Origin of the sequence: Halegenticoccus tardaugens (assembly GCF_004116405.1) — an archaeon.
GTDB lineage: Archaea > Halobacteriota > Halobacteria > Halobacteriales > Haloferacaceae > Halegenticoccus > Halegenticoccus tardaugens.
The window spans coordinates 79,575-102,388 of sequence record NZ_SDIC01000003.1; the positions used below are offsets into that span (position 1 = coordinate 79,575).

A 22,814-nucleotide genomic window follows, 5' to 3' on the forward strand; every position below is an offset into this window, starting at 1 on the left:
TTCGTCTCGCCCCGCGCGGCCGTCGTTCGCCGGTTTCACCGCGGCCGTCCCTCTTTCTTCTCACTCCGCGGTCGTCCCTCGTTCCTCCCGATCCGCGGTCGACTCCGACGTGTCGCCGACCAGCAGGCCGAGGAACGCGGCGGCCCCGACGAGCTCTGCGACCTTCGAGATGAACTCCACGGGATCGTTCAGAAGGTGTTGCGCGAGAACCGCGACCGGCGACGCGTTCGTGTGACCGCCCGGGACGAACCCGCCGTGATCGCCGAGGTGCCACCAGACGTACCCGGCCAGGTATCCGAGCAGGATACCCGCCCCGAGGGCGTACAGCGCGTCGCTCCCTTTTCCGAGGTACAGCGCCGCGAGAATGCCGAGGAGGAGCAGCGCGGACGGGACGAACAGGTAGGGGCGAGGGTCGACGAACGAGCCCCGCGGGAGGTACACGAGGAGGTTCGGCAGCCCCTCCCAGAGGTGGATGAGCGCGGCGACCAGCGCGCCCTGTACGGCGAAGAACGTCAGCGCGCCTTCGGTGGTGTCGTCCATGGCGGCGACTCGGACGCGAGGTCAAAAGAGCGTGTCCATTCGGGCGCGAGAGCGGGCTAGTACGCGCTTCGAAAGCCGAATCGGGTCAGAACTCGACCTTGCGGACGAACTGGAGGTTTCGGATTTCGACGAGCAGGTCGCCGGGGAGGGGGTCGTCGGTGATGACGTACAGCTTCGGTTCGTCCGTGAACTCGGGGTCTTCGCTAATCGTCTGGCGGATGCTGATGTCGGCGTCGGCGATGAGCGAGGTGATCGTGGCGACGATGCCGGGTTCGTCCGCGTCCTCGACCTCGACCGTCAGCACGGCGAGGTCGAGGACGGGCGCGAGGTCCATCAGGCTCGGGATGGCCGAGATGTTCTGGAAGATGCGCCGCAGTTCGGGGTCCGCGAGGATGGCGTCGGTCGTCGAGTCGACGACGCGGCGGTCGACGCCGATCTCGCGGGCGATCCCCGTGTTCGGGATCTCGATCCCCCCGGAGACGACCCGGCCCTCGTCGTTGACGGAGAAGCCGCGTTCGAGCAGGAGGCGGATGACCGCCTGCTGGCTCGGGCTCCCCTCGAACTTCCCCATGATCTCGTCGAACATTCCTTACCGTGAATTGACGCGGTTCGAATATAATCGTGCGGATCGGCTGGGGCGGGGACTACAGTTCGCCCTTCGTGCTCGGCGTCTCGCCCCCTCGACGCTCGTCGACGCGCGTCGCGTCGTCGAGCGCCCGCGCCAGCGCCTTGAAGAGCGCCTCGACCTCGTGGTGGGCGTTCTCCCCCTCGACGTCGACGTGCAGCGTCAACCCGGCGTTCATCGCGAGCGACATGGCGAAGTGCTCCGCCATGACGCTCGTGAACTCGCCGACCGACTGCTGGGAGAACTCCCCCGAGAAGTCGAAGAAGGGGCGACCGCTCACGTCGACGACGACGCCCGCGACGGCTTCGTCCAGCGGCACCCGCCGGTCGGCGTACCGCACGATGCCGCGCCGCTCGCCGAGCGCCTCGTCGAGCGCCTCCCCGAGGACGATCGCCACGTCCTCGACGGTGTGGTGGTCGTCGACGTGCAGGTCGCCGTCGCAGCTGACCGTGAGGTCGAACAGCCCGTGCTTCGCGAACGCTTCGAGCATGTGGTCGAAGAAGCCGATGCCGGTGTCGACCGCCGCCTCGCCGCCGCCGTCGACGGTGAGCGTGAGGTCGATGGCCGTCTCCGCCGTCTCCCGGGAGGCGGCGGCGGTCCGCTCGTTCATGGTCGAGCCTCGTCCGCCGAACCTATGACAGTTGCGTTGCCGCCGGCCGGCGGTGACGCGAGACCCACGCGCGTCGAGACCCTCGGAGAACGTCTGACTCCCGCAGCGCTCCTGTAACCCTCGGAACACGAGTCTGACGGCCGTCTGCCGGATATTGATGTGGACTCGCCCGAACGCACCCCTATGAAACGGATCGTACTCACGTTCCTCACGCTCGCGATCGGCGGGCTGTTTCTCAGCTCGCTCACGCCGATCGGCGTTGCGCTCGGGGTCCCGCTGGTGCTCCTCGGCGCGTACTCGACCGTCGACGGCGTCGCCCGGGGGTTCGGCCGGGGCGTCCCGATACGACCCTGATCGGCTCCGCTACGCCGAGCGCGCCTCGCGGAGGGTGAACTCGCCCTCGTAGAGCGCGGTGCCGACGACGACCGCCGACGCGCCCGCCTCCCGGAGCGCGCGCACGTCGTCGAGCGTCGCCACCCCCCCGCTGGCGACGACGGGGATGTCGACCGCCCCGACGAGCCGCCGAACCCCCTCCGTCCGAACGCCCGCCAACCGTCCCTCGACGTCGACGTCGGTGAAGAGGATCGCGCCAGCGCCGAGGTCCTCGTAGCGCGCCGCCGCCTCGACGGGATCGAGTCCGGTCCCCTCCGTCCACCCGGAGACGACGACCTCGCCGGCCTTCGCGTCGAGGCTCACCATCACCGCGCCCGGGTGCTCGGCGCCGATCTCCTCGACGATCTCGGGCGTCTCGACCGCCGCGGTGCCGAGGATGACCCGATCGACGCCGCGGTCGAGGAGCGAGATCGCGTCCGCGGCCGTCCGGATGCCGCCGCCGAGTTGGACGTCCACGTCGACCGCGCCGAGGATGGACTCGACCGCCGGAGCGTTCTTCCGTTCTCCCTCGAACGCGCCGTCGAGGTCGACGAGGTGGAGCGTCCGCGCGCCCTCGTCCACCCAGCGCCGCGCCGCCTCGACCGGATCGCCGTACCGCTTCTCCGTGCCGCGCTCGCCCTGCACCAGCTGGACGACCTCGCCGCCCTGCACGTCGACCGCGGGGACGACCTCGAACTCCGGGAAGTGCGTCATGGTCGGCTTCTCGCCCGGTCGACGGTAAAGTCGCGCGGTTCCGATTTCGACCGAAGGTTCACGTACCAAAACGGCACCACCCCGTGCTATGTCCTGACGAATCGCCGCGAGGGGTGCCGCGGTCGCACGGCACGCTCCCTTCGCGCCGCCGGTCGTGCCGTCCGTTCGCCAAGGATCGCGCGTCGCACCCCTCGCGATTCGATCTCGCTCACCCGGAAAAGAGGCTGTTGTGGACGGGGGCGAACTCGGGTTCCCCGCCCCGTTCGGCCGTGTCCGTGACCGCCCGACCGCGAACGCCGTCGGCGAGGAAGTCGGAGAGCGGCGGACCGACGCTCTCCGGCTCGACGAGGAACGCGTCGTGGCCGTGGTCGGAGTCGACGACGTGGTGGGCGACCGGCGCGTCCGCCTCGCGGAACGCCGCCGCGAGCGATTCCGCCTGTTCCGTCGTGAAGTGCCAGTCGCCGGTGAACGACATCACCAGCGCCTCGCCCTCGAACGCGCCGAGAGCGGCGGCGTCGGACTCGTACCCCTCCGCGAGGTCGTAGTCGTCCATCGCGTGCGTCAGATAGAGGTACGAGTTGGCGTCGAACCGCTCGACGAACTTCTCGGCCTGGTAGTCGAGGTACGACTCCACGTCGCGGTAGGGGAAGAACGCGGCCGCGGGGTCGGCGGGGAACGCGTCGCCCGCGAAGTCCCGACCGGCCGCGCGGCGGCCGAACTTCCGCTCCATCGAATTCTTCGAGAGGTACATCACGTGGCCGATCTGCCGCGCCAGTCCGAGACCGTGCCTCGGAGGTTCGCCGCCGTAGTAATCGCCGCCGTTCCAGTTCGGATCGGTCGTGATCGCCCGGCGCGCGATGGCGTCCAGCGCGAGACACTGCGGGTCGAGCCTCGCGGCCGCCGCGACGGGGACGATCCGCCGAACGTCGTCCGGGTAGCGCTTCGCCCAGTCAAGGACGTTCATCCCGCCGACGCTGCCGCCGACGACGGCGTGGAGTCGGCCGACGCCGAGGTCGTCGAGCAGCCGCCGCTGCGCGCGCGTCCAGTCGCCGACCGTCACCGGCGGGAAGTCCGTCCCGTACGGCTCGCCGTCCGGCCTCTCGCTCGACGGTCCGGAGCTTCCGTAGCAGGATCCCGGAACGTTCGCGCAGACGACGTAGTACTCGGTCGCGCCGATCGCCTTTCCGGGGCCGACGATGTCGTTCCACCACGCGCGCGCTTGACCCGCGGTGCCGGGATCGCCGTCGGACGCCCGCGAGCCGAATCGACCGCCCGCGACGTTCTGGCTGCCGGTGAGCGCGTGGCAGATCAGCACCGCGTTGGAGCCATCGAACTCGCCGTACGCCTCGTAGGCGACGTCGAGGTCGTCGATCGTCTCGCCGCACTCGAAGCGGAACTCCCCGAGAGAGCGCGTTCCGCGGTCGATCGGTACGGCCACGGCGTCACCCCCCCGTCGCGCGCTCGATGGCGCGGTCGAGGTCGTCGATCACGTCCTCGGCGTCTTCGATCCCGACCGAAAGGCGGAGCATGTCGGGCGTCACGCCGCCCGCCCGCTGTTCCTCCTCGGTCAACTGCGCGTGCGTCGTGCTCGCGGGGTGGATGACGAGCGTCTTCGCGTCGCCGATGTTCGCGAGGAACGAAGCGAGTTCGACCTCCTCGCAGAGTCGCTTGCTCGCGTCGAAACCCGCCGCGAGGCCGAAGGTGATCATCCCGCCGTACCCCGACAGGTACCGGGTCGCGTTGTCGTGGGTGGGGTGCTCCTCGAGCCCGTTGTAGGTGACCCACCCGACCTCGTCGTGATCGCGGAGGAACTCGGCGACGGCGCGGGCGTTCTCGCAGTGTTTCTCCATCCGAAGCGGGAGGGTTTCGAGCCCCTGCAGCGTCTGCCAGGCGTCGAACGGCGACTGCTGGTTGCCGAGGCTTCGGACGGCGCGCTGGCGGGCGGCCGCGGCGAACGCCCGCTCGCCGAAGCGTTCGGAGAAGTCGATCCCGAACGCGGGGTTTTCGCCCGCGAGTTCCGGGTACTCGGCGTCCGGGTGGTCCCACGGGAACGTCCCGCCGTCGACGAGGATGCCCCCGACGGTCGTCCCGGAGCCGTGGATCCACTTCGTCGTCGACTCCCAGACGACGTCCGCGCCGTGTTCGATCGGCCGGCAGAGGGCGGGGGTGGCGAACGTGTTGTCGACTACCAGCGGCGCGGCGCGGTCGTGGGCGATCTCGGCGATCCGTTCGAAGTCCGGCGTGACGAGGGAAGGGTTGGCGATCGTCTCGACGTGGACGAACGCGGTGTTCGCGTCGATCGCCTCCTCGTAGGCGTCGTAATCGAGCGTTTCGACGACGCGCGTCTCGACGCCCCGTCGACTCGCCATCTTCGTGAAGTACGTCGAGGTGCCGCCGTACATGTCGGCGGAGGCGACGATGTTGTCCCCCGCTTCGGCGAGGACGCTCGTCGCCGCGTCGATGGCGGCCATCCCGGCGGCGGTGGCGACGGCGCCGACGCCGCCTTCGAGGTCCGTGAGACGGTCTTCGAGCAGGCGCGTCGTCGGGTTGGAGATCCGCGAGTACACGTCCCCCTCCCTGTCGAGCGCGTAGAGGTCGGCGGCGTGATTCGCGCCCTCGAACAGGTACGACGTGGTCTGATAGATGGGCGGAGCGCGCGCACCCGTCGCCGGGTCGGGCTCCTGCCCGGCGTGGAGACTTCGGGTGTGGAAGCCGCGGGTCATGTGTACTACGCATATTACCTCAGAGTCTTATAACCAGCAGTTACGGCAAGAGCTGCTGGCGGAGACGCCGGCGGGGACGCGATCGGGCGGAGACGGTGGCTCCACCTCGGCGGTTTATCCGAGTACAGTATAGACAACAACTATGTTTTTTGATGTGGAATTATTCCCATGGATCACATTCCAGCGGACGTACGGAACGAGTTAGAATCGTGCGCGAACGTCGTCGGGACCGGCATCGGGCCGAAGCGCGTCGGAGAACGGGAGACCGGCGAGGACGCGGTCGTCGTGTTCGTCAGCAGGAAAGTGCCCGAGGCGCAACTCTCGGAGTCCGACCGCCTGCCGCGAACGGTGACGATCGACGGCGAGGAGGTGCAGACCGACGTACAGGAGGTCGGCGACGTTCGCACGCAGGCGGCGGTTCGGCCGGTCGAACGAACCGATCGGAACCGAAAGCGTCGATGGCGACCCGCGCCGGCGGGCGTGTCGTGCGGCCATCCGGAGGTGAGCGCCGGAACGCTCGGAACGCCCGCGCTCCGAACCGAAAGCGGAGAAACCGTCGCGCTCACGAACGCCCACGTCGCCGCGCCGGTGGGAAGCGCGGAGCGGGACGACCCGGTCCTCCAGCCCGGCCCGGCGGACGGCGGCGACGCCGAGGACCGCATCGGAGAGCTACGCGAGTGGGGCGAGATCCATCCCGACGAGCCGAACCGGACCGACAGCGCGCTCGTCGCGGTCGACGAGGCGGGCCTTCGCGACGACGTGCTGGGGATCGGCCCGTTCCGCGGGTGGACCGACGCCGAATTCGGCGAGGAGTACGTGAAAAGCGGCCGGACGACCGGCGTCACCGCGGGCGACCTGCGGAGCCGGGACGCGCGAATCAGGGTCGGCGGCTACTACGACGAGCCGGTCGTCTTCGAGGGCGTGGACGTGTTCGGCCCGATGAGCGCCGGGGGCGACAGCGGGAGCGTCATCGGGATCGAGCGGGAGGACGGCTTCTACGGCGTCAGCCTCCTCTTCGCCGGGAGCGACCGAACGACGCTGGGGATCCCGATGGAGACGGTTCAGGAGGAGCACGGCGAACTGACGCCGGTCTCGGCGGACGAGACGCGCACGTCGTTTCGTGACCGGGTCGAACGGCGACTCGCCGAGCACTACGGCGAGGGCGTGACGACCGACGAGGCGGTCGATTTCCGCGTCGACGCGTGGCCGTCGACGCTCCGCATCGCTGTCGCCGAGACCGCCTCGGAGGCGCTCGACGCCGTGGGGTCGACGCTCGCGGCGACGGAGGCCGACGAAGTTCCGGTGGTCGTCTACCCGGCCGACGAACGGACCGACGAATTGGAACGAGTCGGCTTTCGTATCGCGATGGTCGGTTTACAGTTATAAGCGGACGCCGGATACGACTCGGAGAACGCGTCGCCGCCGTCGTTCGCGATCGATTCGTCGAACGGCACATCGGCGGGCAGTGGTGGCGGACGTGGACGATTCGAGTCCGCTCGGCGTCCAGCCCGTCGGCGAGGGCGGCGGTCGTCTTCGCGTTCGGATGGGGGACGGCCGTCCCCGCGTCGTCGGCTGCAACGGAAACCGACCGTGGGGCTCATCGCCCCGTTCGAGGTGATTCCGGCGTTGCCGAGGCCGACGGCGCGGTCGAAGTCGTGGGTGACGGCGCGCTCGTCGGGGAGCGTCGCCTCCCGCGTCCGGAACTCGGGTCCGGCGACGGCGAGCAACGCCTCGTCGGTTCGATCGTCGTGAACCGAAAAGTACGACCGCTCGATACAGCACTCGCGGGCGGACCGGCAGGTCTCGCAGCCGCATCGAGCATCGGGAAGCCGGCCGAGTCGCCGGGAGCGAGGAGCGTAAGTTCCATGGGTCGCCGAAGGTAGACGATAGGGCTCAAGTGAAGATCGAAACGGACAGCGCGCCGACTCCGAACGACCGCGCTTTTAGCCCGTAAGAGGAATCGATGAATGTTATGCTACGATATAGAACGTGGGGCGCGGGGCACGCCCGAGACGTGAACGGGCGGCACGTAGTACCGCACAAGAGGCGGATCGGCCGCAGGCTCAGAACCAATTACCAGTGTTGAGAGAGGAAAAAGACGTTGCAGAATTCGACGCGAACCCGCCTACGCCTCGACCGCGTCCGCCTCGGCTGGAAGTTCAGCCTCGGCGGCGTCCGCGCCGGCGTCCACGTCGACGTCGATGCCGACCTCGTCCATCGCCTCGCCGACCGCTCGGACCCCGCGGAGGATCTGCGCCGCAGACAGCCGACCCATGTTGCTGACGCGGAAGATCCGCCCGCCGAGGTGGGCCTGGCCGCCGGAGATGCTGACGTTTCGGTCCGCCACGGCGTCGAAGAACGCGGCCGAGTCGTCGCCGCGGATCGACTCGGGTAGCGAGATCGCCGTGACGGTGTTCGAGAAGGCGGTCGGCCCCTCGGGGGCCGGGAAGGAATCGAGCCCCATCGCGGCGAAACCTTCGCGGAACGCGCGCGCCTGCGCGCGGTGACGCTCGATGCGGGCGGGCATCGTCTCCTCGACGATGTCCTCGACGGCGACGGCGAGCGCGCGGAAGAGCGGCACGGCGCTCGTGAATGGCGTCTGGTGCTGCGCCGCCTTGCGGAGGTGCCAGTCGAGGTCCTCGTAGAACGGGGCGGACTCCCCGTCGAGCGCGTCTTCCGCGCCCTCGGTGACGTACATCGCGCTCGTCCCCGGGGGCGCGGCCAGCGCCTTCTGGGCGTCCGTGATCGCCACGTCGACGTTCCAGTCGTCGATTCGGAACTCGTCGCCGCCGAGGCTGGTGACGCCGTCGACGACGAAGCGCGCGCCGTGTTCGGCCGCGATCTCGCCCACCTCGGCGACGGGATTGAGCAGGCCCGTGCTGGTCTCGTTGTGGACCATCGTGACGAGGTCGGTGTCGTCCGTGACCGCCTCGGCGACCGCCTCTACCGGGATCGACGCGCCCCAGTCGGCTTCGACGCGGGTGACGGAGGCGTAGCGGTCGGCGATGCGGGCGAAGCGCCGCCCGAACTTGCCGTTGACGAGCGACACCACGTTGCCGCCGCCTCCGACGAGGTTCGCGACGGCGGCTTCCATCCCCATCGTCGCCGTCCCGTTCAGGATCAGCGAGGTGCCGCCCTCGCTCGTCGTCTCGCCGTCGGGCGTCGAGCGCGTGAAGACGTAGTCGAGTCCGTCCTGCGCGCGCTCGTAGACGGCTTCGAACTCGGTCGATCGGTGCGAGACCATCGGTTCGGCCATCGCCCGCAGCACCTCGTCCGTCACGGGTACCGGGCCGGGATTGAGGAGCAGAAAGTCCTCCGAGTCCTCTGGCATACGTGGTCGTCCACGCTCGCGCGGGATAAGCGTCGCGGGTGACTGCAAACGTCGCCACTGGGCGACCTCGCCGTGTCGGCGACTGCGGACCCGGGCGCGAGCCGAATCCGCGTTCCGAGGCTGCGCGCTCGGTCTCCAGAGGCTTTACTTCGAAGACGCACCAACCCGCGTCAATGAGCGAGCAGGCGTCGAACCCCTACCTGCGAAATCCGCCGACGGACTTCGAACCGCTGGAGGAGATGGACGAGGAGCGAGCCGAAGAGCAGGTGACGCTGCTGCGCGAGGCCGTCCGCGAGCACGACCACCGCTACTACGTCGAGAACGACCCGGTCATCGCGGACCGAACGTACGACGCGCTGTTCGCCCGCTTGCAGGAGTTGGAGGACGAGTTCGGCCTGCAGACGGCCGACAGCCCCACCCGGCGCATCGGCGGCGAGCCGATGGACGAACTCGAGACGGTCGAGCACGTCGCGCCCATGTTGTCGATCGAAGGGAGCGGCGACGCCGACGACGTACGGGCGTTCGACGAGCGCGTCCGTCGAGCGGTCGGCGAGGTCGAGTACGTCTGCGAGCCGAAGTTCGACGGCCTCTCCGTCGAGGTGATCTACGAGGACGGCCGGTACGAGCGCGCGGCGACCCGCGGCAACGGCCGCGAGGGCGACGACGTGACCGCGCAGGTCCGGACGATCCGCACGGTGCCGACGCGCCTCCGCGGTGACTTCCCCGACCGACTCGCCGTCCGAGGCGAGGTGTACGTGCCGAAGGACGCCTTCCGGGCGCACAACCGAGAGCGGGTCGAAGCCGGGGAGGACCCGTTCGCCAACCCGCGAAACGCCGCGGCCGGGACGCTCCGTCAGCTCGACCCGGCGGTCGTCGCCGAGCGTCCGCTCGATTGCTTCTTCTACGACGTGATGGCCGCGACGACGGCCGACGGCGACGACTGGGACGGCGTCGAGACCAACCTCGGGGAGTACGAGCGGCTCGCAGAGTGGGGGCTGCGGACGAACGACCGCGCGGCGCTCGTCGGCGGCGTCGAGGGCGCGATCGAATACCGCGACCGCCTCCTGGTCGAGCGCGACGAGTTGAACTACGAGATCGACGGCGTCGTCGTCAAGGTGAACGACCGCGAGCAGTGCGAGCGGCTGGGCGCGACGGCGCGGGCGACCCGCTGGGCGTTCGCGTACAAGTTCCCCGCCCGCTCGGAGGTGACGACCCTGACCGACGTCGTGATCCAGGTTGGCCGAACCGGCCGGCTCACGCCCGTCGCGCTGCTCGATCCCGTCGACGTCGGCGGCGTCACGGTCTCGCGGGCGACGCTGCACAACCCCGAAGAGATCGAGTCGCTCGGGGTGAACGTCGGCGACAGCGTGCGCGTCCAGCGCGCGGGCGACGTGATCCCTTACGTCGATGAGGTCGTCGAGAAGAACGCCGAGGGGCACTTCGAGTACCCCGACGAGTGCCCCGTCTGCGGCAGCGAGGTCGAACGCGACGGCCCGATCGCCTACTGCACGGGCGGGCTGGCCTGCAAGGCCCAACTCGAACGGACGATCCAGCACTACGCCAGCCGGGGCGGACTCGACATCGAGGGGCTCGGCGCGGAGCGGATCGAACGGCTGCGGGAGGCGGGACTGCTCGAATCGCTCCCCGACCTCTACCGGCTCGACCGCGACGACCTCGCCGAACTGGAGGGGTGGGGCGAGACGAGCGCCGACAACCTCGTCCGCGAGATCGAGGCGTCCCGCGAGCCGCCGCTCGGCGACTTCCTCGCGGCGCTCGGGATTCCGACGGTCGGCGACGCGACCGCCCGCGGCCTCGCCCGCGAGTTCGGCACCTTCGACGCCGTCCGGAGCGCCTCCGCGGAGGAGCTTCGCGCCGTCGACGACGTCGGCCCGACGGTCGCGGCGCACGTTCGCGACTTCTTCGAGAACGAGGAGAACGAGGCGGTCATCGACGATCTTCTACAGTACGTGACGCCGCGAGCCGAGGCGGTCGAGGGCGGCGACGAACTCGACGGGCTGACGTTCGTGTTCACCGGGGCGCTCTCGATCACGCGGGACGAGGCGCAGGAGCTGGTGGAGGCCCGTGGCGCGACCGCGACGAGCAGCGTCTCCGGGAACACAGATTACCTCGTCGTCGGCGAAGGGGGGGGACGGCGAAAGCTCGACGACGCCGAGGAGCACGGCGTGCCGGTCCTCGACGAGGAAGGGTTCGCCGACCTGCTCGAAGAACGGGGCGTCGACTACTCGCCGTCGCCGGATCGGTAGCGGACGCCGTCGGACGGGCGATGACGGTCGGACCGGACGACGACCTCAGAGGTCGTCGCTTTCGAACTTCCAGAGGCCGAGCAGCGGCGGGAGCGCGAGCCAGCCGAGGAGCATCGCGGCCGCGGCCGCCTGCGTCGAGACGTCGCCGGCCGTGAAGAGGTCGCCGCCGAGGAACGCCCCCGAGACGATCTTGAACGATCCGGTGGGGTTGAGCAGCGTGAGTATCTCGATCACCTGCGACCCCTCGATGGGGAGCCAGTCGGGGCCGCCGCCGAGTCCGAAGTACATCTGAAGCGGGAATCGGACGGCGCCCCACAGCGGGACGAACAGGAAGTACAGCCCGACCGCGCCGGCCATCGCGAGCCGCTGGGAGGCCGTCGCCGCCGAGAATCCGACCGCGATGGCGACGAAGACGGATCCGAGGAACGCGGTGAGGAGCGTGTAGCCGAGGTAGGAGCCCGCGTCGAACTGCAGCGGTCCGATCGCGAGCAGCAGCGCCGGCACGACGAAGCCGACGACGATCGGCGCGGCGATCGCGCCCGACCGGCCAAGCACCTTCCCGAGGACCACGTCGGCGCGCGAGTGCGGCAGCGACAGGAGGAGCTTCAGCGAGCCGGTCTCGCGCTCGCCCACGATGGCGTTGTACGCGATGACGAGCGCGATGAGCGGCACGAGCGTCGTGACGAGCGTTCCGTTCGCGAGGTTGAGGATCTCGTTCGAGCTGAACGTCTGGCCCTGCTGGGGGCGGACGATGTACGCCAGCGCGGAGACGAGCAGGACGAAGAGCGCCGTCAGCGCGAGCAGCCACCGCGAGCGGACGGCGTCCTGGAAGTCCTTTCGCGCGACCGCCTGCCAGCTCATGCGCGCACCTCCTGCCGACCGTCCTCGGTGTACGCGAGGAACAGGTCCTCCAGCGAGGCCTCCTCCGTCTTGAAGTCCCTGACGGTCATGCCCTCCTCTTCGAGGGCGGCGATGGCCCGCGTCTTCGCGTCCGAGTCGCAGGCGACGGTGACGGTCCCGCCGTCGGTCGACGCGCCGGAGACGCCGGGGAGCGCGCGCACGGCGGCGAGGTCGTCGTCGGTCGCGCTATCGACGGTGACGACCAGCGTCGACTCGCCGCCGGCCGCCTCGCGGAGGCCGGCGATGCTGTCTTCGGCGACCAGTTCGCCCGCCCGCATGATGCCGACGCGGTCGCAGACCGCCTCGACCTGTCCGAGCACGTGACTGGAGAAGAACACGGTCGCCCCGCGTCCCGCCTCCGTGCGGACGATGTCGCGCATCTCCTTCGCGCCGGCGGGATCGAGACCCGAGGACGGCTCGTCGAGGATGAGGAGGTCCGGCTCGCCGACGAGCGCCATCCCCAGCGCGAGGCGCTGGCGCATCCCCTTCGAGTACCCGCCGGCCTTCCGATCGGCCGCGTCGGCGATGCCGACCCGTTCGAGGATCGCGTCGGGGTCGCCCTCGACCTCCTTCGAGCGCATCGCGAACTCGACGTGTTTGCGCCCGGTGAGGCGATTGTACACGCCGAATCCCTCGGGGAGCACGCCCGTCCGCCGGCGGACCGTCACGCTCTCGCGCTGCGCGTCGAGCCCGAGCACGCGAACCGTGCCGGCCGTCGGCCTGACGAAGTCCAACAGCATGTTGATCGTCGTCGACTTTCCCGCGCCGTTCGGGCCGAGAAAACCGAACACCTCTCCCTCGGGGACCGTGAGGTCGAGGTCCTCCACGGCGGTGACGCCGCCGAAGCGCTTCGTCACGCCAGCCAGTTCGATAGCGGCCATGCGTTGCTTTTGTCTCAGCATCCGATAAAGAGTTTAGGTCTCGCCGCAGCCGACAGATTCTTGTTCAGACCGGCTCTGGCCGGACGCGTCGGGCGATTTGAGGGGGCGGATTCGGCGTCGGGCTCAAACCTCCTCGCCCGGTTCGTACCCCGCTGCGGTTCGCGCCGCCTCCTCGGCGTATCGGTCGCGATCCTCCTCCGGAACTGCGTCGAGCGCCGCCGGTTCGGCGTCGACGGCGGCGGTGACGGACGCCCCGCGCTGGCGCATGATCGTCGCCGCCTGTTCCTTGCGGAGCATCCGCTCGCCGTCCGGCGTCGCGTAGACGAGGGTGATGAGGTTCCGGTCGTCGTACGAGCGCTCGACGAGCCACAGACGGACGGCGTCTGGGTCAGGGTCCGAGTCGGCGGTCATGTCGCTCGCCGGTAGGTGCGTCGGCGACGTAAACCTCGGGATGCGCGCCGCGAGTCGTCGGATTCGCGGGGGGTTCCCCGACGTCGCGCCTACGCGTCGCGGAGCTGCGCCGTGAGCTCGTCGAGCCGCGACTTGACGGCGTCGACGTTCTCGACGGCGACCCGGAGGTCCTCGACGTCCGAGTCGGACACGAGGTCGTCGGGGACTTTCGGCGTTCGCAGCGTCTTTTCGACCTCGCCGACCTCGTGCGACGCCGTGCTCAGGGCGCTGGAGAGGTCTTCGAGCGTGTCGATGGCTTCCGTCCGATCGTCGACGTTCTCGGTCGATCGAGAGTCCATACGCCCACTACGACGGGTCGGACGTGTTAAACGCACTGGTCGGGACCGAGCGGGCGGGTTCGACGCCGAACGCGTCACCCTCAAGGCCGTCCGGACGCTACCGAAACCGATGGATGCGAGCGGCGTCGGCGAGCGCGCGAGCGACCTTCCGCGCGAGCCGGGCGTGTACCAGTTTCACGAGGACGAGACGGTGCTGTACGTCGGGAAGGCCGTCGACCTCCGGAGTCGGGTTCGGTCGTACGCCGATCCCCGGAGCGACCGCATCCGACGGATGGTCGCGCGCGCGGACGGGATCGACTTCTCCGTCACCGACACCGAGACGCAGGCGCTGTTGCTCGAAGCGAACCTGATCAAACGCTACCAGCCGCGCTACAACGTCCGGCTGAAGGACGACAAGTCCTACCCGCTCGTCCAGCTCACGGCGCACCCGATCCCGCGCATCGAGGTCACCCGCGACCCGGACGAGGCCGCGACCGTCTTCGGTCCGTTCACCGACAAGGGTCGGGTCGAGACCGTCGTCAAGGCGCTCAGGGAGACGTACGGCCTCCGCGGCTGCTCGGATCACAAGTACGCCGGGCGCGACCGACCCTGTCTCGACTACGAGATGGGCCTCTGCACCGCACCGTGCACCGGCGAGATCGGCGAGGCCGCGTACAACGAGGACGTGGAATCCGTCGTCCGCTTCTTCGAGGGCGAGACCGGCGTGCTCTCGGATCCGCTCCGGCGGGCGATGGAGGCGGCCGCCCAGGGGAGGGAGTTCGAGCGCGCGGCGAACCTCCGCGACAGGCTCGACGCGGTCGAGTCGTTCCACGGCGAGGGCGGCGAGGCGGTGTCGGCGCGGCGCGACGAGCGCGCCGTCGACGTGCTCGGCGTCGCCATCGAGGGGGACGCGGCGACCGTCGCGCGCCTCCACAGCGAGCGCGGCCAGCTCGTCGACCGCTCGCGCCACCGCCTCGACGCGCCGGACGGCGAGGATCGGATCGCGACGCTCCTCGCGGCGTTCATCCCGCAGTACTACGCGGAGCGCGAGCTGCCGGACGCGCTGTTTCTGTCCGAGCGCCCCGACGACGACGAGCTGCTCGCCTGGCTCGACGCCGAGGGCGTCGCCGTCCGCGTTCCGGGGACGGGGCGGGAGGCGAAGCTCGTCGAGCTCGCCCTGAAGAACGCGCGACGGGGGGCGGGAGGCGAGGACGAACTCGGCGCGCTGGGCGAGGCGCTTTCGCTCCCCCGGCCGACCCGCATCGAGGGGTTCGACGTGAGCCACGCGCAGGGTCGGGCCGTCGTCGGAAGCGACGTCTGCTTCGTGGACGAGGGGGTGGGGGGACGCTCCCACAGGGCGGTGGCGGAGAAGGCCGACTACCGCCGAAAGAAGCTCCCCGAGCGGAACGACGACTACGCGAACATGCGGGAGCTGATCCGGTGGCGGGCGAAGCGGGCGGTCGAGGGGCGCGACGACCGCCCGGATCCCGACCTGCTGCTCATCGACGGCGGCGAGGGACAGCTCGCCGCCGCGCTGGACGCCCTCGACGAGGTCGGCTGGGACGTGCCCGCGGTCGCGCTGGCGAAGGAAGAGGAGCTCGTGATCGCGCCCGACGGCGTCCGCCGGTGGCCGAGCGACGCGCCGCAGTTACACGTCCTCCAGCGCGTCCGAGACGAGGCGCACCGCTTCGCCGTCCAGTACCACCAGACCGTTCGCGACGAGGTGAAGACGGTGCTGGACGACGTGCCCGGGATCGGCCCGGCGACGCGACGGCGGCTCCTGCGACGGTTCGGCAGCGTCGAGAACGTCAGGCGAGCGTCGGTCGCCGACCTGCTGGACGTGCCGGGCGTGGGCGAGAAGACGGCGCGCGCGCTGAGAGAGCGGTTGTGAACGACTGGGGGCGACGGCGCGCCGTCAGGTCGTCTCGCGCGCGAGGTCGACGACGCCGGACGCCTCGGTCGACAGCAGCCGACGAACGAGCACGACGACCCCGTTGTCGAGCCCGCTGCCGTAGATGGCGGTCTCGGTTCCGGCCGGGCCGTCGGCTCCGGTCGCGCGCGAACTCACGAGTAGCGCGTCCCAATCGACGAGGAGCACCCGAACCAGCGCGGCGTCGTCGGCGTCGTTCCGAAGCCACTTCAACCCCGAGCCGAGCGTCCGGACCTCGGGGACGAAGTCGCGAACGCGGCGCCGGGAGGCGTCGGAGAGCGTTCCGACCGCCACGGAGACGCCGCGCTCCGTCGCGTCGGCGAACGCGTCCAGCAACGGTCCGGAGATCGCGGCGTCGTCGGAAGCGAGAAAGAGGATCTCCTCGTCGGCGTCGTCGACGAGTTGTCGCGTCCGTGATTCGATCGAGGTTTCGCCGGAGAGGGACCAGACCTCGTGGACGGGACGTTCGTCGCCGGCGACTTCCTCGGGTTCGAGCCGAGCCAGCGTCTCTCGGAGGCTGTCGACCTTCGAGTCGTACCGCCGGCGAAGGGTGTGCGTGGCCTCGTCGATCGACAGCGCCCGGAAGCGCTGCGGGCTGCTGTGCTGGACCTCGACGAGCCCCTGCGCCTCCAGCGTTCGAATCGCGTCGTACACGCGGGTCCGCGGAACGTCCGTGACGTCGCTGATCTCCTTTGCGGTGCCGCCCTTCGAAAGGCGCGTCAGCGCGACGAAGCACTCCGCCTCGTACTGTTTCATTCCCAACTGCTGTAACAGATCGATCGATTCCCGTTCGGGTGATGTGTTCGTCATGAGCCCAACCACGGCCTCCTGCTTTCAGGCCTGCCCCCACTTGATAGTCGGCCCAAAATATCCTATCGGAATCCCGTTTTCGAAATCGAGACGAGCCGAAAGCAGATTGATCGACCGCAGGTGAGTTATGACGTCACCGAAAGGAATAGCCCTTACGCACGCCGTGGATCGGGTCCACCGTCGTTGTCACTAGAAACTAAAATGAACGCGTACGGTCCCTCACAGCCCGGCGTGACCCGCTCGCGCGTGCACATCTTTTTTAACTCGTTTAATCACAAAACGGTTATAACGGGAAGGGAAAACCTAGGGGTTGGCGTGCTAAGAGAGCCCAACCACTCACGGCGCACGCCGGGCTGTCATCCTCGGATGGCAGTCTTCGAAACGGACTGTTAACGCATGCGTTCGTCGAGAACTGATCGGTCGCGCGCCGAAGCGGGAGACGCACGGAGTAAGAGGCATCCCACCGAAGGAGACGGCTCTGTCGAAGAGGCCGACGAGCGTAGCACGGGCGGCGATCGTTCCGATTGGGCGGCTATGGCGGTGATGTTGGCGAAGGCGGCGAATCCGCGCCTCGGCGCTTCGAATCCGAAGTCGGAGGCACCCGATCGTCGAAGGAAGGCCCCTCGCAAATCACAGCGGAGCCGAGCGGACGCGTCGTCCGCACGCTCGTCGGAGTCGGAAAACGACGCCGCGGAGATCGCGCTGGAAGACGATCGACAGCGGACGATCGTGCGGTGTTTGGCGGCGAACGGCGGACGGATGACCGTCGCGGAACTCGCGGAGGAGATCGTGGAGACCGAACAAGCGGCCGAACGCCGCGACGAGAGGACGTCCGCATCGCCGCCGGTCGAGTTCTTCGTCGGCGTCGGCGGCGTCGTCGCGGTCGTCGGCGCGAACGCCGGCACGCCGCCGTTCGACGCGTTCTCGGTCGAGACGTGGGCCGCGGCCGCGTTCGGCCTGCTGGTCGCTTCGGGCCTCTACCGGCTCGCGACCGACGGCCGGTAGTTCGCGCGGTCGTCCGGGTGAGACGCCGATCGGGGTCCGCGTTCGATCGTCGCGTTCGGTTCTGATCGTCGCGTTCGGTCATCCCGTCGATCCTCGCGTTCGACGCCGGCGAGGTCCGTCGACCGACCGTTCAGGAGATCTTCTCGTACTGCTCGCGGAGTTTCTCGGCCGCGCCGTCCATCAGTTCGCGCTCATACTCGTCGAGTTCCCACTCGACGACCTCCTCGACGCCGTCGGAGCCGAGTTTGACCGGCACGCCGAAGGCGGTGTCGTCGTAGCCGAACTCGCCGTCGAGGACGAGCGATCCGGGCAGCACCGCGCCCGTGTCGCGCAGAATCGCCTCGACCATGTGGGCGACGCCCGTCGCGGGACCCCACTGGGTCGCGCCCTTGCGTTCGATGACGTCCATGGCCGACTCCTGTAAGTCGCCCAGAATCTCCTCCTTTTCGTCGTCCGTGAACTCGGGGTCGCGGCCGTCGACGCGGACCTTCGAGAAGACGGGGACCTGCGCGTCGCCGTGCTCGCCGAGGATGGTCGCCTCGACGTTCTTCACCGGCACGCCGAAGCGCTGCGAGAGGACGTAGCGGAAGCGGGCGCTGTCGAGGCGACCGCCGAAGCCGATCACGGCGTGGCGATCGCGGTCGCCCGTCTCGTAGAGGTGGCGGTTCAGGAGGTCGACGGGGTTCGACGTGGTGACGGAGACGAAGTCGTCGTTGTGCTCGGCGAGCGAGGAACCGATGTCGTCCATGATGGGCGCGTTGTCGCCCGCGAGGTCGATCCGGGTCTGCCCCGGCTTGCGCGGGATGCCGGCCGTGATGACGACCACGTCCGAGCCGGCGGTGTCCTCGTAGGTGCCCTGTCTGACCCGCGTGTTCGAGTCGTAGGCGATGCCGTGGTTCGTGTCCGCGGCCTGTCCGACCGTCTTGTCCTCCATGTCCGGAATATCCACGAACACGAGCTCGTCCACGACGTCGCGGAGTGCGAGATTGTATCCTGCGGCAGCGCCCACCGTGCCCGCGGCGCCGACCACGCTAACTTTCGACATACCACGTGAATCTGCCCCGCGGTTCCGATTAAACGCTTCGAAAGACGCGGAAAAGGAGGGCCTGACGAAAATTATGTTCGTCGAACGTCGAATTCCGTCCCGGCGAAGGCGTCGACGACGAGCGCGTCGCCGGCGGGAGGGCGTCGTTCTCCGCCCGCCGTCCCGTTGACTTTTTCGACCCGAGGAACCACGTAGACGACATGAGCGACTTCGACAAGGAGGCCGAGCGGGAGAAACTCCGCAAGAAGTTCGAGAAGGACAGGGAAAAGCGGAAATCGACGCAGGTGATGAGCGAACTCCTGCTCCAGGGCGCGACGATGACGAACAAACACTGCGACGCGTGCGGCAACCCCCTCTTTCGCCAGGGCGGCGAGGAGTTCTGCCCCATCTGCCGCGAAGCCGGCGCGGAGGCGGCACGGGTCGACGACGGCGAGGAGGCGACCGGGGCGACGGGGGCGACGGAAGCCGTTCCGGGCGCGAGCGAGGCCGGCGACGCCGAGGCCGGCGAAGATCGACCGGCCGACGAACCGTCGGGCGGACCGGCCGCTGCAGCGGGGGAGAGCGTCGACGGTCAGAACCCGGAAGCGCCCGGGGGAGCGAGCCGAAACGTCGACGAGCCGGCGGGCCGGTCGTCACCGGCGGACGGGGCCGCATCCCGTCGGGTCGTCGCGACGGGCGAGAGCGCGGGCGCGGGTCCGAGCGAAGCCCGGGCGGCGCTGGTCGATGCGCTGACGCGATGCGCCCGAGAGGCGGAGGCGGCGGACGACCCGAGGAGCGCGACCGAGTGGCTCGCAGCGTCGCGCGAGGCGGCCGAGGCGCTCGCCGCGCTGCGCCAGTAACCGCGGCTCTCGTCGGAGATCGTGCGGCGAAAATACGCGTTTCGCGGGGTCGAAATCCGCGGCGTCAGTCGTCGAGGACGGTCGCGGGGTAGCCGCCCGTCACGACCGTCGGCGACGGGCCGGACGAGGAACCGTTCGCTGATCCGTCGTCCGAATCGGACCGCCACCGCGGGAAGAGGAACGGGGGTTCCTCGGGGACGTCCGTCTCGTGTTGCGGCGGGCCGTACAGCCGCCGTTCGTCGACGGACGCGCGTTCGTGCTGCGGAGCGCCGTACAGGGACATCTCCGACCTCCCGTCGAGAGAGTCCGCCTGTGGTGGCGACATGATGGGTGTGGATGTACGTGACACGAGCGTCACCCAAAAGCGTTCTGCCGGTTATTACGTGGTCGCACCGGCTCTTTCGACCGACGGGGCGGCGATCGCCGCGGGAATCTCGTGGTAGTGAGCGAGCGCAGCGCGGCGTTCGTACTCCGCGACCGAGACGTCGTCCTCACCCCCGTACCACTCCCGCTCGGACGCCGTCGCTCTCTCGTGCTGCGGTCGACCGTAGAACGCGACGTCGGCCGGGGCGACGTCGGTTTCGAATTTATTACTCATGTTTGAGTTAATCGTCAGCAAGGCATATAAAGGTTTCCTGCAAGCTAGCTGTAGCATACAGTCTCGATAATATCACCTAATACTCGACGCCGACGATTTCTCGGATGCGCTCCGCCGTGACCGGGCCGACGCCGTCGACTTCGAGCAGGTCGTCCTCGTCGGCGGTCATCACGGCCTCGACGCTGCCGAAGTGATCGAGCAGCGATCGGGCGGTGACGGGGCCGATGTCGGCGATGGCGCCGACGACGTACTCCTGCTGTTCGGCCAGCGTCTTCGCGCCCTTCTCGCCGTGGACGCTCACCGCGCGGTCGCGCTTCGTCTGCTCGCGCGAGGCGATCACCTCGAGCAGGTCTGCGGTGTCGCGCTCGTCCTCCGTCCGGAGGACGCTCACGCCGTAATCGACCGCGAGGCTGGCGAGCGCGCCGCGGATGGCGTTCGGGTGGACGTTGCGCTCCTCGTAGAGACCGTCGCCCTCGATCACCACGACCGGCCGGGCGTAGTGACGCGAGAGGTCGCGGATCTGGTCGAACAGCGACCGATCGCCGCCGGTGAGCGTGTCGAGGAAGTCCGACACCGACTTGCGCTCGACGGCCACCCGGTCCGAGAGGACGTAGTCGCCGACGGCGAGCGTTTCGAGGCGCGTCTCGATCCCCTCGCGCGTCGAGAGGTCGCGGGCGATGGTCGAGTCGAGTTCCCGCTGGTCCGCGACGATCTCGACCGCCTCCGCCGCGTCGGTGCCGGCGGCCGCGACGACGCCGTCTCGGTCCGGTTCCGCTTCGTCGTCGACCGCGTCGCCGTCTTCGCGTTTTTCCTCTCCGTTCCCACCGCCTCCGGTCTCGCCGAAATCGCCCAGTCCGGGCTGGAGGCGCTCGCGCCGACCCGCGCCCGCGGACGACGGCTCGTCGCCCGGCGGGTCCGCCGGTTCGCCTTCCGCCGCCGCGTCGTCGCCCGTCCCCGCACCGCTCGCCCCGCCGAACGCCGACAGCGACCGCTGGCTGTCGTCGAGCTCCTTTTCGACCTCCGCGGCGACGCCCTTGAGCTTCCGGAGTTCGTCCTCCATCTGGCTCTCCTTCCGGCGGGAGATCCAGAAGTACGCCTCGTCGCGGGTGTCCTCCGCCATCAGGACGACGACCCGACCCTCCGTCTGCCGCCCGGTTCGGCCCTTCCGTTGAATCGAGCGGATCGCCGTCGGGACCGGCTCGTAAAAGAGCACGAGGTCGACCTCCGGCACGTCCAGCCCCTCCTCGGCGACGGAGGTCGAGACGAGCACCTCGAACTCCCCGGCGCGAAACGCGTCCAGCGTCTCCTGCTGTTCTTTCTGCGTCATCCCGTCGCTCCCCTCCTTGTCGCCCTGTCCGACGAACCGCCGGGTGTCGAAGCTCTCGGAGAGGAAATCCGTGAGCGCCTCGGCGGTGTCGCGGGACTCGGTGAAGACGATGACGCGCCGGCCGCCGCGGATGCCGAGCGTCTCCGCGAGCAGGATGCGCGTCTTCGAGAACTTCGGGTGCAGGTCGGAGAACGACTCGGCCTTCCGCATCGCCTCGCGCACCTTCGGCTCCGTGACGAGCCGCTGGCTCGCCTTCGACGCCCCCGACGAGCGCGCGGCGTTTCGCTGCCGTTCGAAGTACCGCCGGACAGACTCGACGCTCTGGGTCTCGACCAGCTCGACGGCGCGTCGGAGCTTCATCACCTCCGCGTGCGTGGACATCCCCTTGTAGCCCGCCGACTGGTCGTTGTTCATCATCGTCCGCAGCTGCGCGCCGATCTTGTTCAGCTCCTTCTGAGAGACGTCCGGCTGCGTGGTGTTCGTCACGCCGAGCGACTTGAGCTTCCGGAGGCGGTCTCGGATCACCTCGTTGAGCGCGTCGCGCATCGCCAGGATCTCGGGCGGAAGCTGGATGCGCTCCCACTCGACCTCCGTGTCGTACGTGTACTCCGACACGTCGGCGTCGTCCTCGGTCATCACCTCGACCTCCGAGATGCCGAGGTTCTCGCACACCTCCAGGATGGCCTCCTTGTCGCCGCCGGGCGACGCGCTCATGCCGGTCACGAGCGGGTTCGCGGCGTCGTCGTGGTACCGCTCCGCGATGTAGACGTAGGCGTAGTCGCCGGTCGCGCGGTGGCACTCGTCGAAGGTGAGGTGGGTGACGTCGCGCAGGCTGATCCGGTTGCCGACGAGGTCGTTCTCGACGACCTGCGGCGTGGCGACGACGATCCGGGCGTCGTCCCACAGCGCCGCGCGGTCGTCCGGGCGGACGTCGCCGGTGAAGACGACGACCTCGTCGTCGGGGGTCGAGAGCGCCTCGCGGTAGAAGTCGGCGTGCTGCTGGACGAGCGGCTTCGTCGGCGCGAGAAAGAGCGACTTCCCGCCGACCTCGTCGAGCCGTTCGGCCGTCACGAGGAGGCTCACGGTCGTCTTTCCGAGCCCCGTCGGCAGGCAGACGAGCGTGTGCGCGTCTCGCGCCGCGCCGGCGAGCCGGATCTGGTAGAGCCGGCGCTGGATGAACGACGGAGTCAGCAGTGGGTGTTCGACGTAGGCCACGTCGTCCGTTGCCGCCATCGTCCGTCCGGTTACGGGGCCGCGCGGTTAAGCGTTCCCGAACCGGGGTGAAAGTGAAGCCGGCGCGGCGGGCGGGACCGAATCGTCAGCTACGGCGGTCGGCGTCCGCCTCCGCCGACCGCGACGCCTCGTCGTCGGCCGGGCTCGACGCCTCGCTCTCCCCCGGCAGTTCCGCGCCGACGAGGGCGGCCCACTCCGACAGCCGGTCGCGCGAACCGCGGCGATCGTGGGAACGTCGGCTCATGGCTCGTGCTCAGGGGAGCTATCACGGGTGAGGAAGATAACAGTTGCGTCGGATTCGGTTGAACGAAACGGACGTCTGCGATCCGGGCGGTGGGC

The 22,814-nt window shown here is 69.3% G+C and carries 24 protein-coding genes; 7 read left to right on the forward strand and 17 right to left on the reverse strand.

The window, feature by feature from the left end:
* Positions 1-60: 60 nt before the first annotated feature.
* The 3 genes from C3L37_RS07990 to hisB all read right to left on the reverse strand — a co-directional run bounded on the left by C3L37_RS07990 (position 61) and on the right by hisB (position 1,775).
* Positions 61-540 (reverse strand): hypothetical protein, encoded by a 480-nt coding sequence (locus tag C3L37_RS07990; RefSeq protein WP_129114093.1) that lies wholly within the window; start codon positions 538-540, stop codon positions 61-63.
* A gap of 85 nt (positions 541-625) precedes the next feature.
* A complete protein-coding gene (locus C3L37_RS07995; RefSeq protein ID WP_129114094.1) occupies positions 626-1,126 on the reverse strand; it encodes an amino acid-binding protein in 501 nt (166 codons plus the stop codon).
* A gap of 58 nt (positions 1,127-1,184) precedes the next feature.
* Positions 1,185-1,775 (reverse strand): imidazoleglycerol-phosphate dehydratase HisB, encoded by a 591-nt coding sequence (gene hisB, locus C3L37_RS08000; RefSeq protein ID WP_129114095.1) that lies wholly within the window; start codon positions 1,773-1,775, stop codon positions 1,185-1,187.
* Between the two features lie 183 nt (positions 1,776-1,958).
* On the opposite strand from hisB, the gene C3L37_RS24270 reads away from it, so the two are divergent.
* Positions 1,959-2,129, forward strand: coding sequence for a hypothetical protein (locus C3L37_RS24270; protein WP_164974717.1), 171 nt, complete (start codon positions 1,959-1,961; stop codon positions 2,127-2,129).
* 9 nt (positions 2,130-2,138) lie between these two features.
* Here C3L37_RS24270 and hisA read toward each other — a convergent pair whose 3' ends face one another.
* The 3 genes from hisA to C3L37_RS08015 all read right to left on the reverse strand — a co-directional run bounded on the left by hisA (position 2,139) and on the right by C3L37_RS08015 (position 5,584).
* Complete coding sequence (hisA, locus tag C3L37_RS08005) at positions 2,139-2,861, reverse strand: 1-(5-phosphoribosyl)-5-[(5-phosphoribosylamino)methylideneamino]imidazole-4-carboxamide isomerase (RefSeq protein WP_129114096.1); 723 nt, start codon at positions 2,859-2,861, stop codon at positions 2,139-2,141.
* A gap of 208 nt (positions 2,862-3,069) precedes the next feature.
* Positions 3,070-4,299 (reverse strand): homoserine O-acetyltransferase MetX, encoded by a 1,230-nt coding sequence (gene metX / locus C3L37_RS08010; protein ID WP_228546174.1) that lies wholly within the window; start codon positions 4,297-4,299, stop codon positions 3,070-3,072.
* 4 nt (positions 4,300-4,303) lie between these two features.
* Positions 4,304-5,584, reverse strand: a complete 1,281-nt coding sequence (locus C3L37_RS08015) for an O-acetylhomoserine aminocarboxypropyltransferase/cysteine synthase family protein (RefSeq protein ID WP_129114097.1) — start codon at positions 5,582-5,584, stop codon at positions 4,304-4,306.
* Between the two features lie 168 nt (positions 5,585-5,752).
* On the opposite strand from C3L37_RS08015, the gene C3L37_RS08020 reads away from it, so the two are divergent.
* Entirely contained in the window at positions 5,753-6,970 is a 1,218-nt protein-coding gene (locus C3L37_RS08020) for a hypothetical protein (RefSeq protein WP_129114098.1), read from the forward strand.
* A gap of 204 nt (positions 6,971-7,174) precedes the next feature.
* Entirely contained in the window at positions 7,175-7,336 is a 162-nt protein-coding gene (locus C3L37_RS24275) for a hypothetical protein (RefSeq protein ID WP_164974718.1), read from the forward strand.
* A gap of 373 nt (positions 7,337-7,709) precedes the next feature.
* On the opposite strand, the gene C3L37_RS08030 is transcribed toward C3L37_RS24275, so the two are convergent.
* Positions 7,710-8,915, reverse strand: a complete 1,206-nt coding sequence (locus C3L37_RS08030) for a pyridoxal-phosphate-dependent aminotransferase family protein (RefSeq protein WP_129114100.1) — start codon at positions 8,913-8,915, stop codon at positions 7,710-7,712.
* Between the two features lie 173 nt (positions 8,916-9,088).
* On the opposite strand from C3L37_RS08030, the gene ligA reads away from it, so the two are divergent.
* Entirely contained in the window at positions 9,089-11,179 is a 2,091-nt protein-coding gene (gene ligA, locus C3L37_RS08035; RefSeq protein ID WP_129114101.1) for an NAD-dependent DNA ligase LigA, read from the forward strand.
* Between the two features lie 45 nt (positions 11,180-11,224).
* Here ligA and C3L37_RS08040 read toward each other — a convergent pair whose 3' ends face one another.
* From C3L37_RS08040 to C3L37_RS08055, 4 genes are all read right to left on the reverse strand, one after another.
* Positions 11,225-12,040 carry an ABC transporter permease gene (locus C3L37_RS08040; protein WP_129114102.1) on the reverse strand — a complete coding sequence of 272 codons (816 nt, stop codon included), beginning with the start codon at positions 12,038-12,040 and terminating at the stop codon, positions 11,225-11,227.
* Positions 12,037-12,960: an ABC transporter ATP-binding protein gene (locus C3L37_RS08045; protein ID WP_129114103.1), complete on the reverse strand. Its 924-nt coding sequence runs from the start codon at positions 12,958-12,960 to the stop codon at positions 12,037-12,039. Before C3L37_RS08045 ends, C3L37_RS08040 begins: the two co-directional genes overlap by 4 nt.
* Positions 12,961-13,083: 123 nt before the next feature.
* A complete protein-coding gene (locus C3L37_RS08050; protein WP_129114104.1) occupies positions 13,084-13,371 on the reverse strand; it encodes a hypothetical protein in 288 nt (95 codons plus the stop codon).
* Between the two features lie 89 nt (positions 13,372-13,460).
* Complete coding sequence (locus C3L37_RS08055) at positions 13,461-13,709, reverse strand: hypothetical protein (protein WP_129114105.1); 249 nt, start codon at positions 13,707-13,709, stop codon at positions 13,461-13,463.
* A 109-nt stretch (positions 13,710-13,818) separates the two neighbouring features.
* Here C3L37_RS08055 and C3L37_RS08060 point away from each other — a divergent pair, with 109 nt between their 5' ends.
* Positions 13,819-15,579 (forward strand): excinuclease ABC subunit C, encoded by a 1,761-nt coding sequence (locus C3L37_RS08060; protein ID WP_129114106.1) that lies wholly within the window; start codon positions 13,819-13,821, stop codon positions 15,577-15,579.
* 24 nt (positions 15,580-15,603) lie between these two features.
* On the opposite strand, the gene C3L37_RS08065 is transcribed toward C3L37_RS08060, so the two are convergent.
* Entirely contained in the window at positions 15,604-16,428 is an 825-nt protein-coding gene (locus tag C3L37_RS08065) for a TrmB family transcriptional regulator (protein ID WP_129114107.1), read from the reverse strand.
* Between the two features lie 534 nt (positions 16,429-16,962).
* On the opposite strand from C3L37_RS08065, the gene C3L37_RS08070 reads away from it, so the two are divergent.
* Positions 16,963-17,433: a hypothetical protein gene (locus C3L37_RS08070; RefSeq protein ID WP_129114108.1), complete on the forward strand. Its 471-nt coding sequence runs from the start codon at positions 16,963-16,965 to the stop codon at positions 17,431-17,433.
* A gap of 130 nt (positions 17,434-17,563) precedes the next feature.
* Here C3L37_RS08070 and mdh read toward each other — a convergent pair whose 3' ends face one another.
* Positions 17,564-18,478, reverse strand: coding sequence for a malate dehydrogenase (gene mdh, locus C3L37_RS08075; RefSeq protein ID WP_129114109.1), 915 nt, complete (start codon positions 18,476-18,478; stop codon positions 17,564-17,566).
* 200 nt (positions 18,479-18,678) lie between these two features.
* Here mdh and C3L37_RS08080 point away from each other — a divergent pair, with 200 nt between their 5' ends.
* Entirely contained in the window at positions 18,679-19,317 is a 639-nt protein-coding gene (locus C3L37_RS08080; protein WP_129114110.1) for an Sjogren's syndrome/scleroderma autoantigen 1 family protein, read from the forward strand.
* 64 nt (positions 19,318-19,381) lie between these two features.
* Here the strand turns inward: C3L37_RS08080 and C3L37_RS08085 are convergent, their stop codons facing one another.
* The 4 genes from C3L37_RS08085 to C3L37_RS24280 form a co-directional block, all read right to left on the reverse strand.
* Entirely contained in the window at positions 19,382-19,600 is a 219-nt protein-coding gene (locus C3L37_RS08085; RefSeq protein WP_129114111.1) for a hypothetical protein, read from the reverse strand.
* A gap of 96 nt (positions 19,601-19,696) precedes the next feature.
* A complete protein-coding gene (locus tag C3L37_RS08090; protein ID WP_129114112.1) occupies positions 19,697-19,915 on the reverse strand; it encodes a hypothetical protein in 219 nt (72 codons plus the stop codon).
* A 76-nt stretch (positions 19,916-19,991) separates the two neighbouring features.
* Positions 19,992-22,475, reverse strand: coding sequence for a DEAD/DEAH box helicase (locus C3L37_RS08095; protein WP_129114113.1), 2,484 nt, complete (start codon positions 22,473-22,475; stop codon positions 19,992-19,994).
* An 85-nt stretch (positions 22,476-22,560) separates the two neighbouring features.
* Positions 22,561-22,719 carry a hypothetical protein gene (locus C3L37_RS24280; protein ID WP_164974719.1) on the reverse strand — a complete coding sequence of 53 codons (159 nt, stop codon included), beginning with the start codon at positions 22,717-22,719 and terminating at the stop codon, positions 22,561-22,563.
* Between the last annotated feature and the right edge of the window lie 95 nt (positions 22,720-22,814).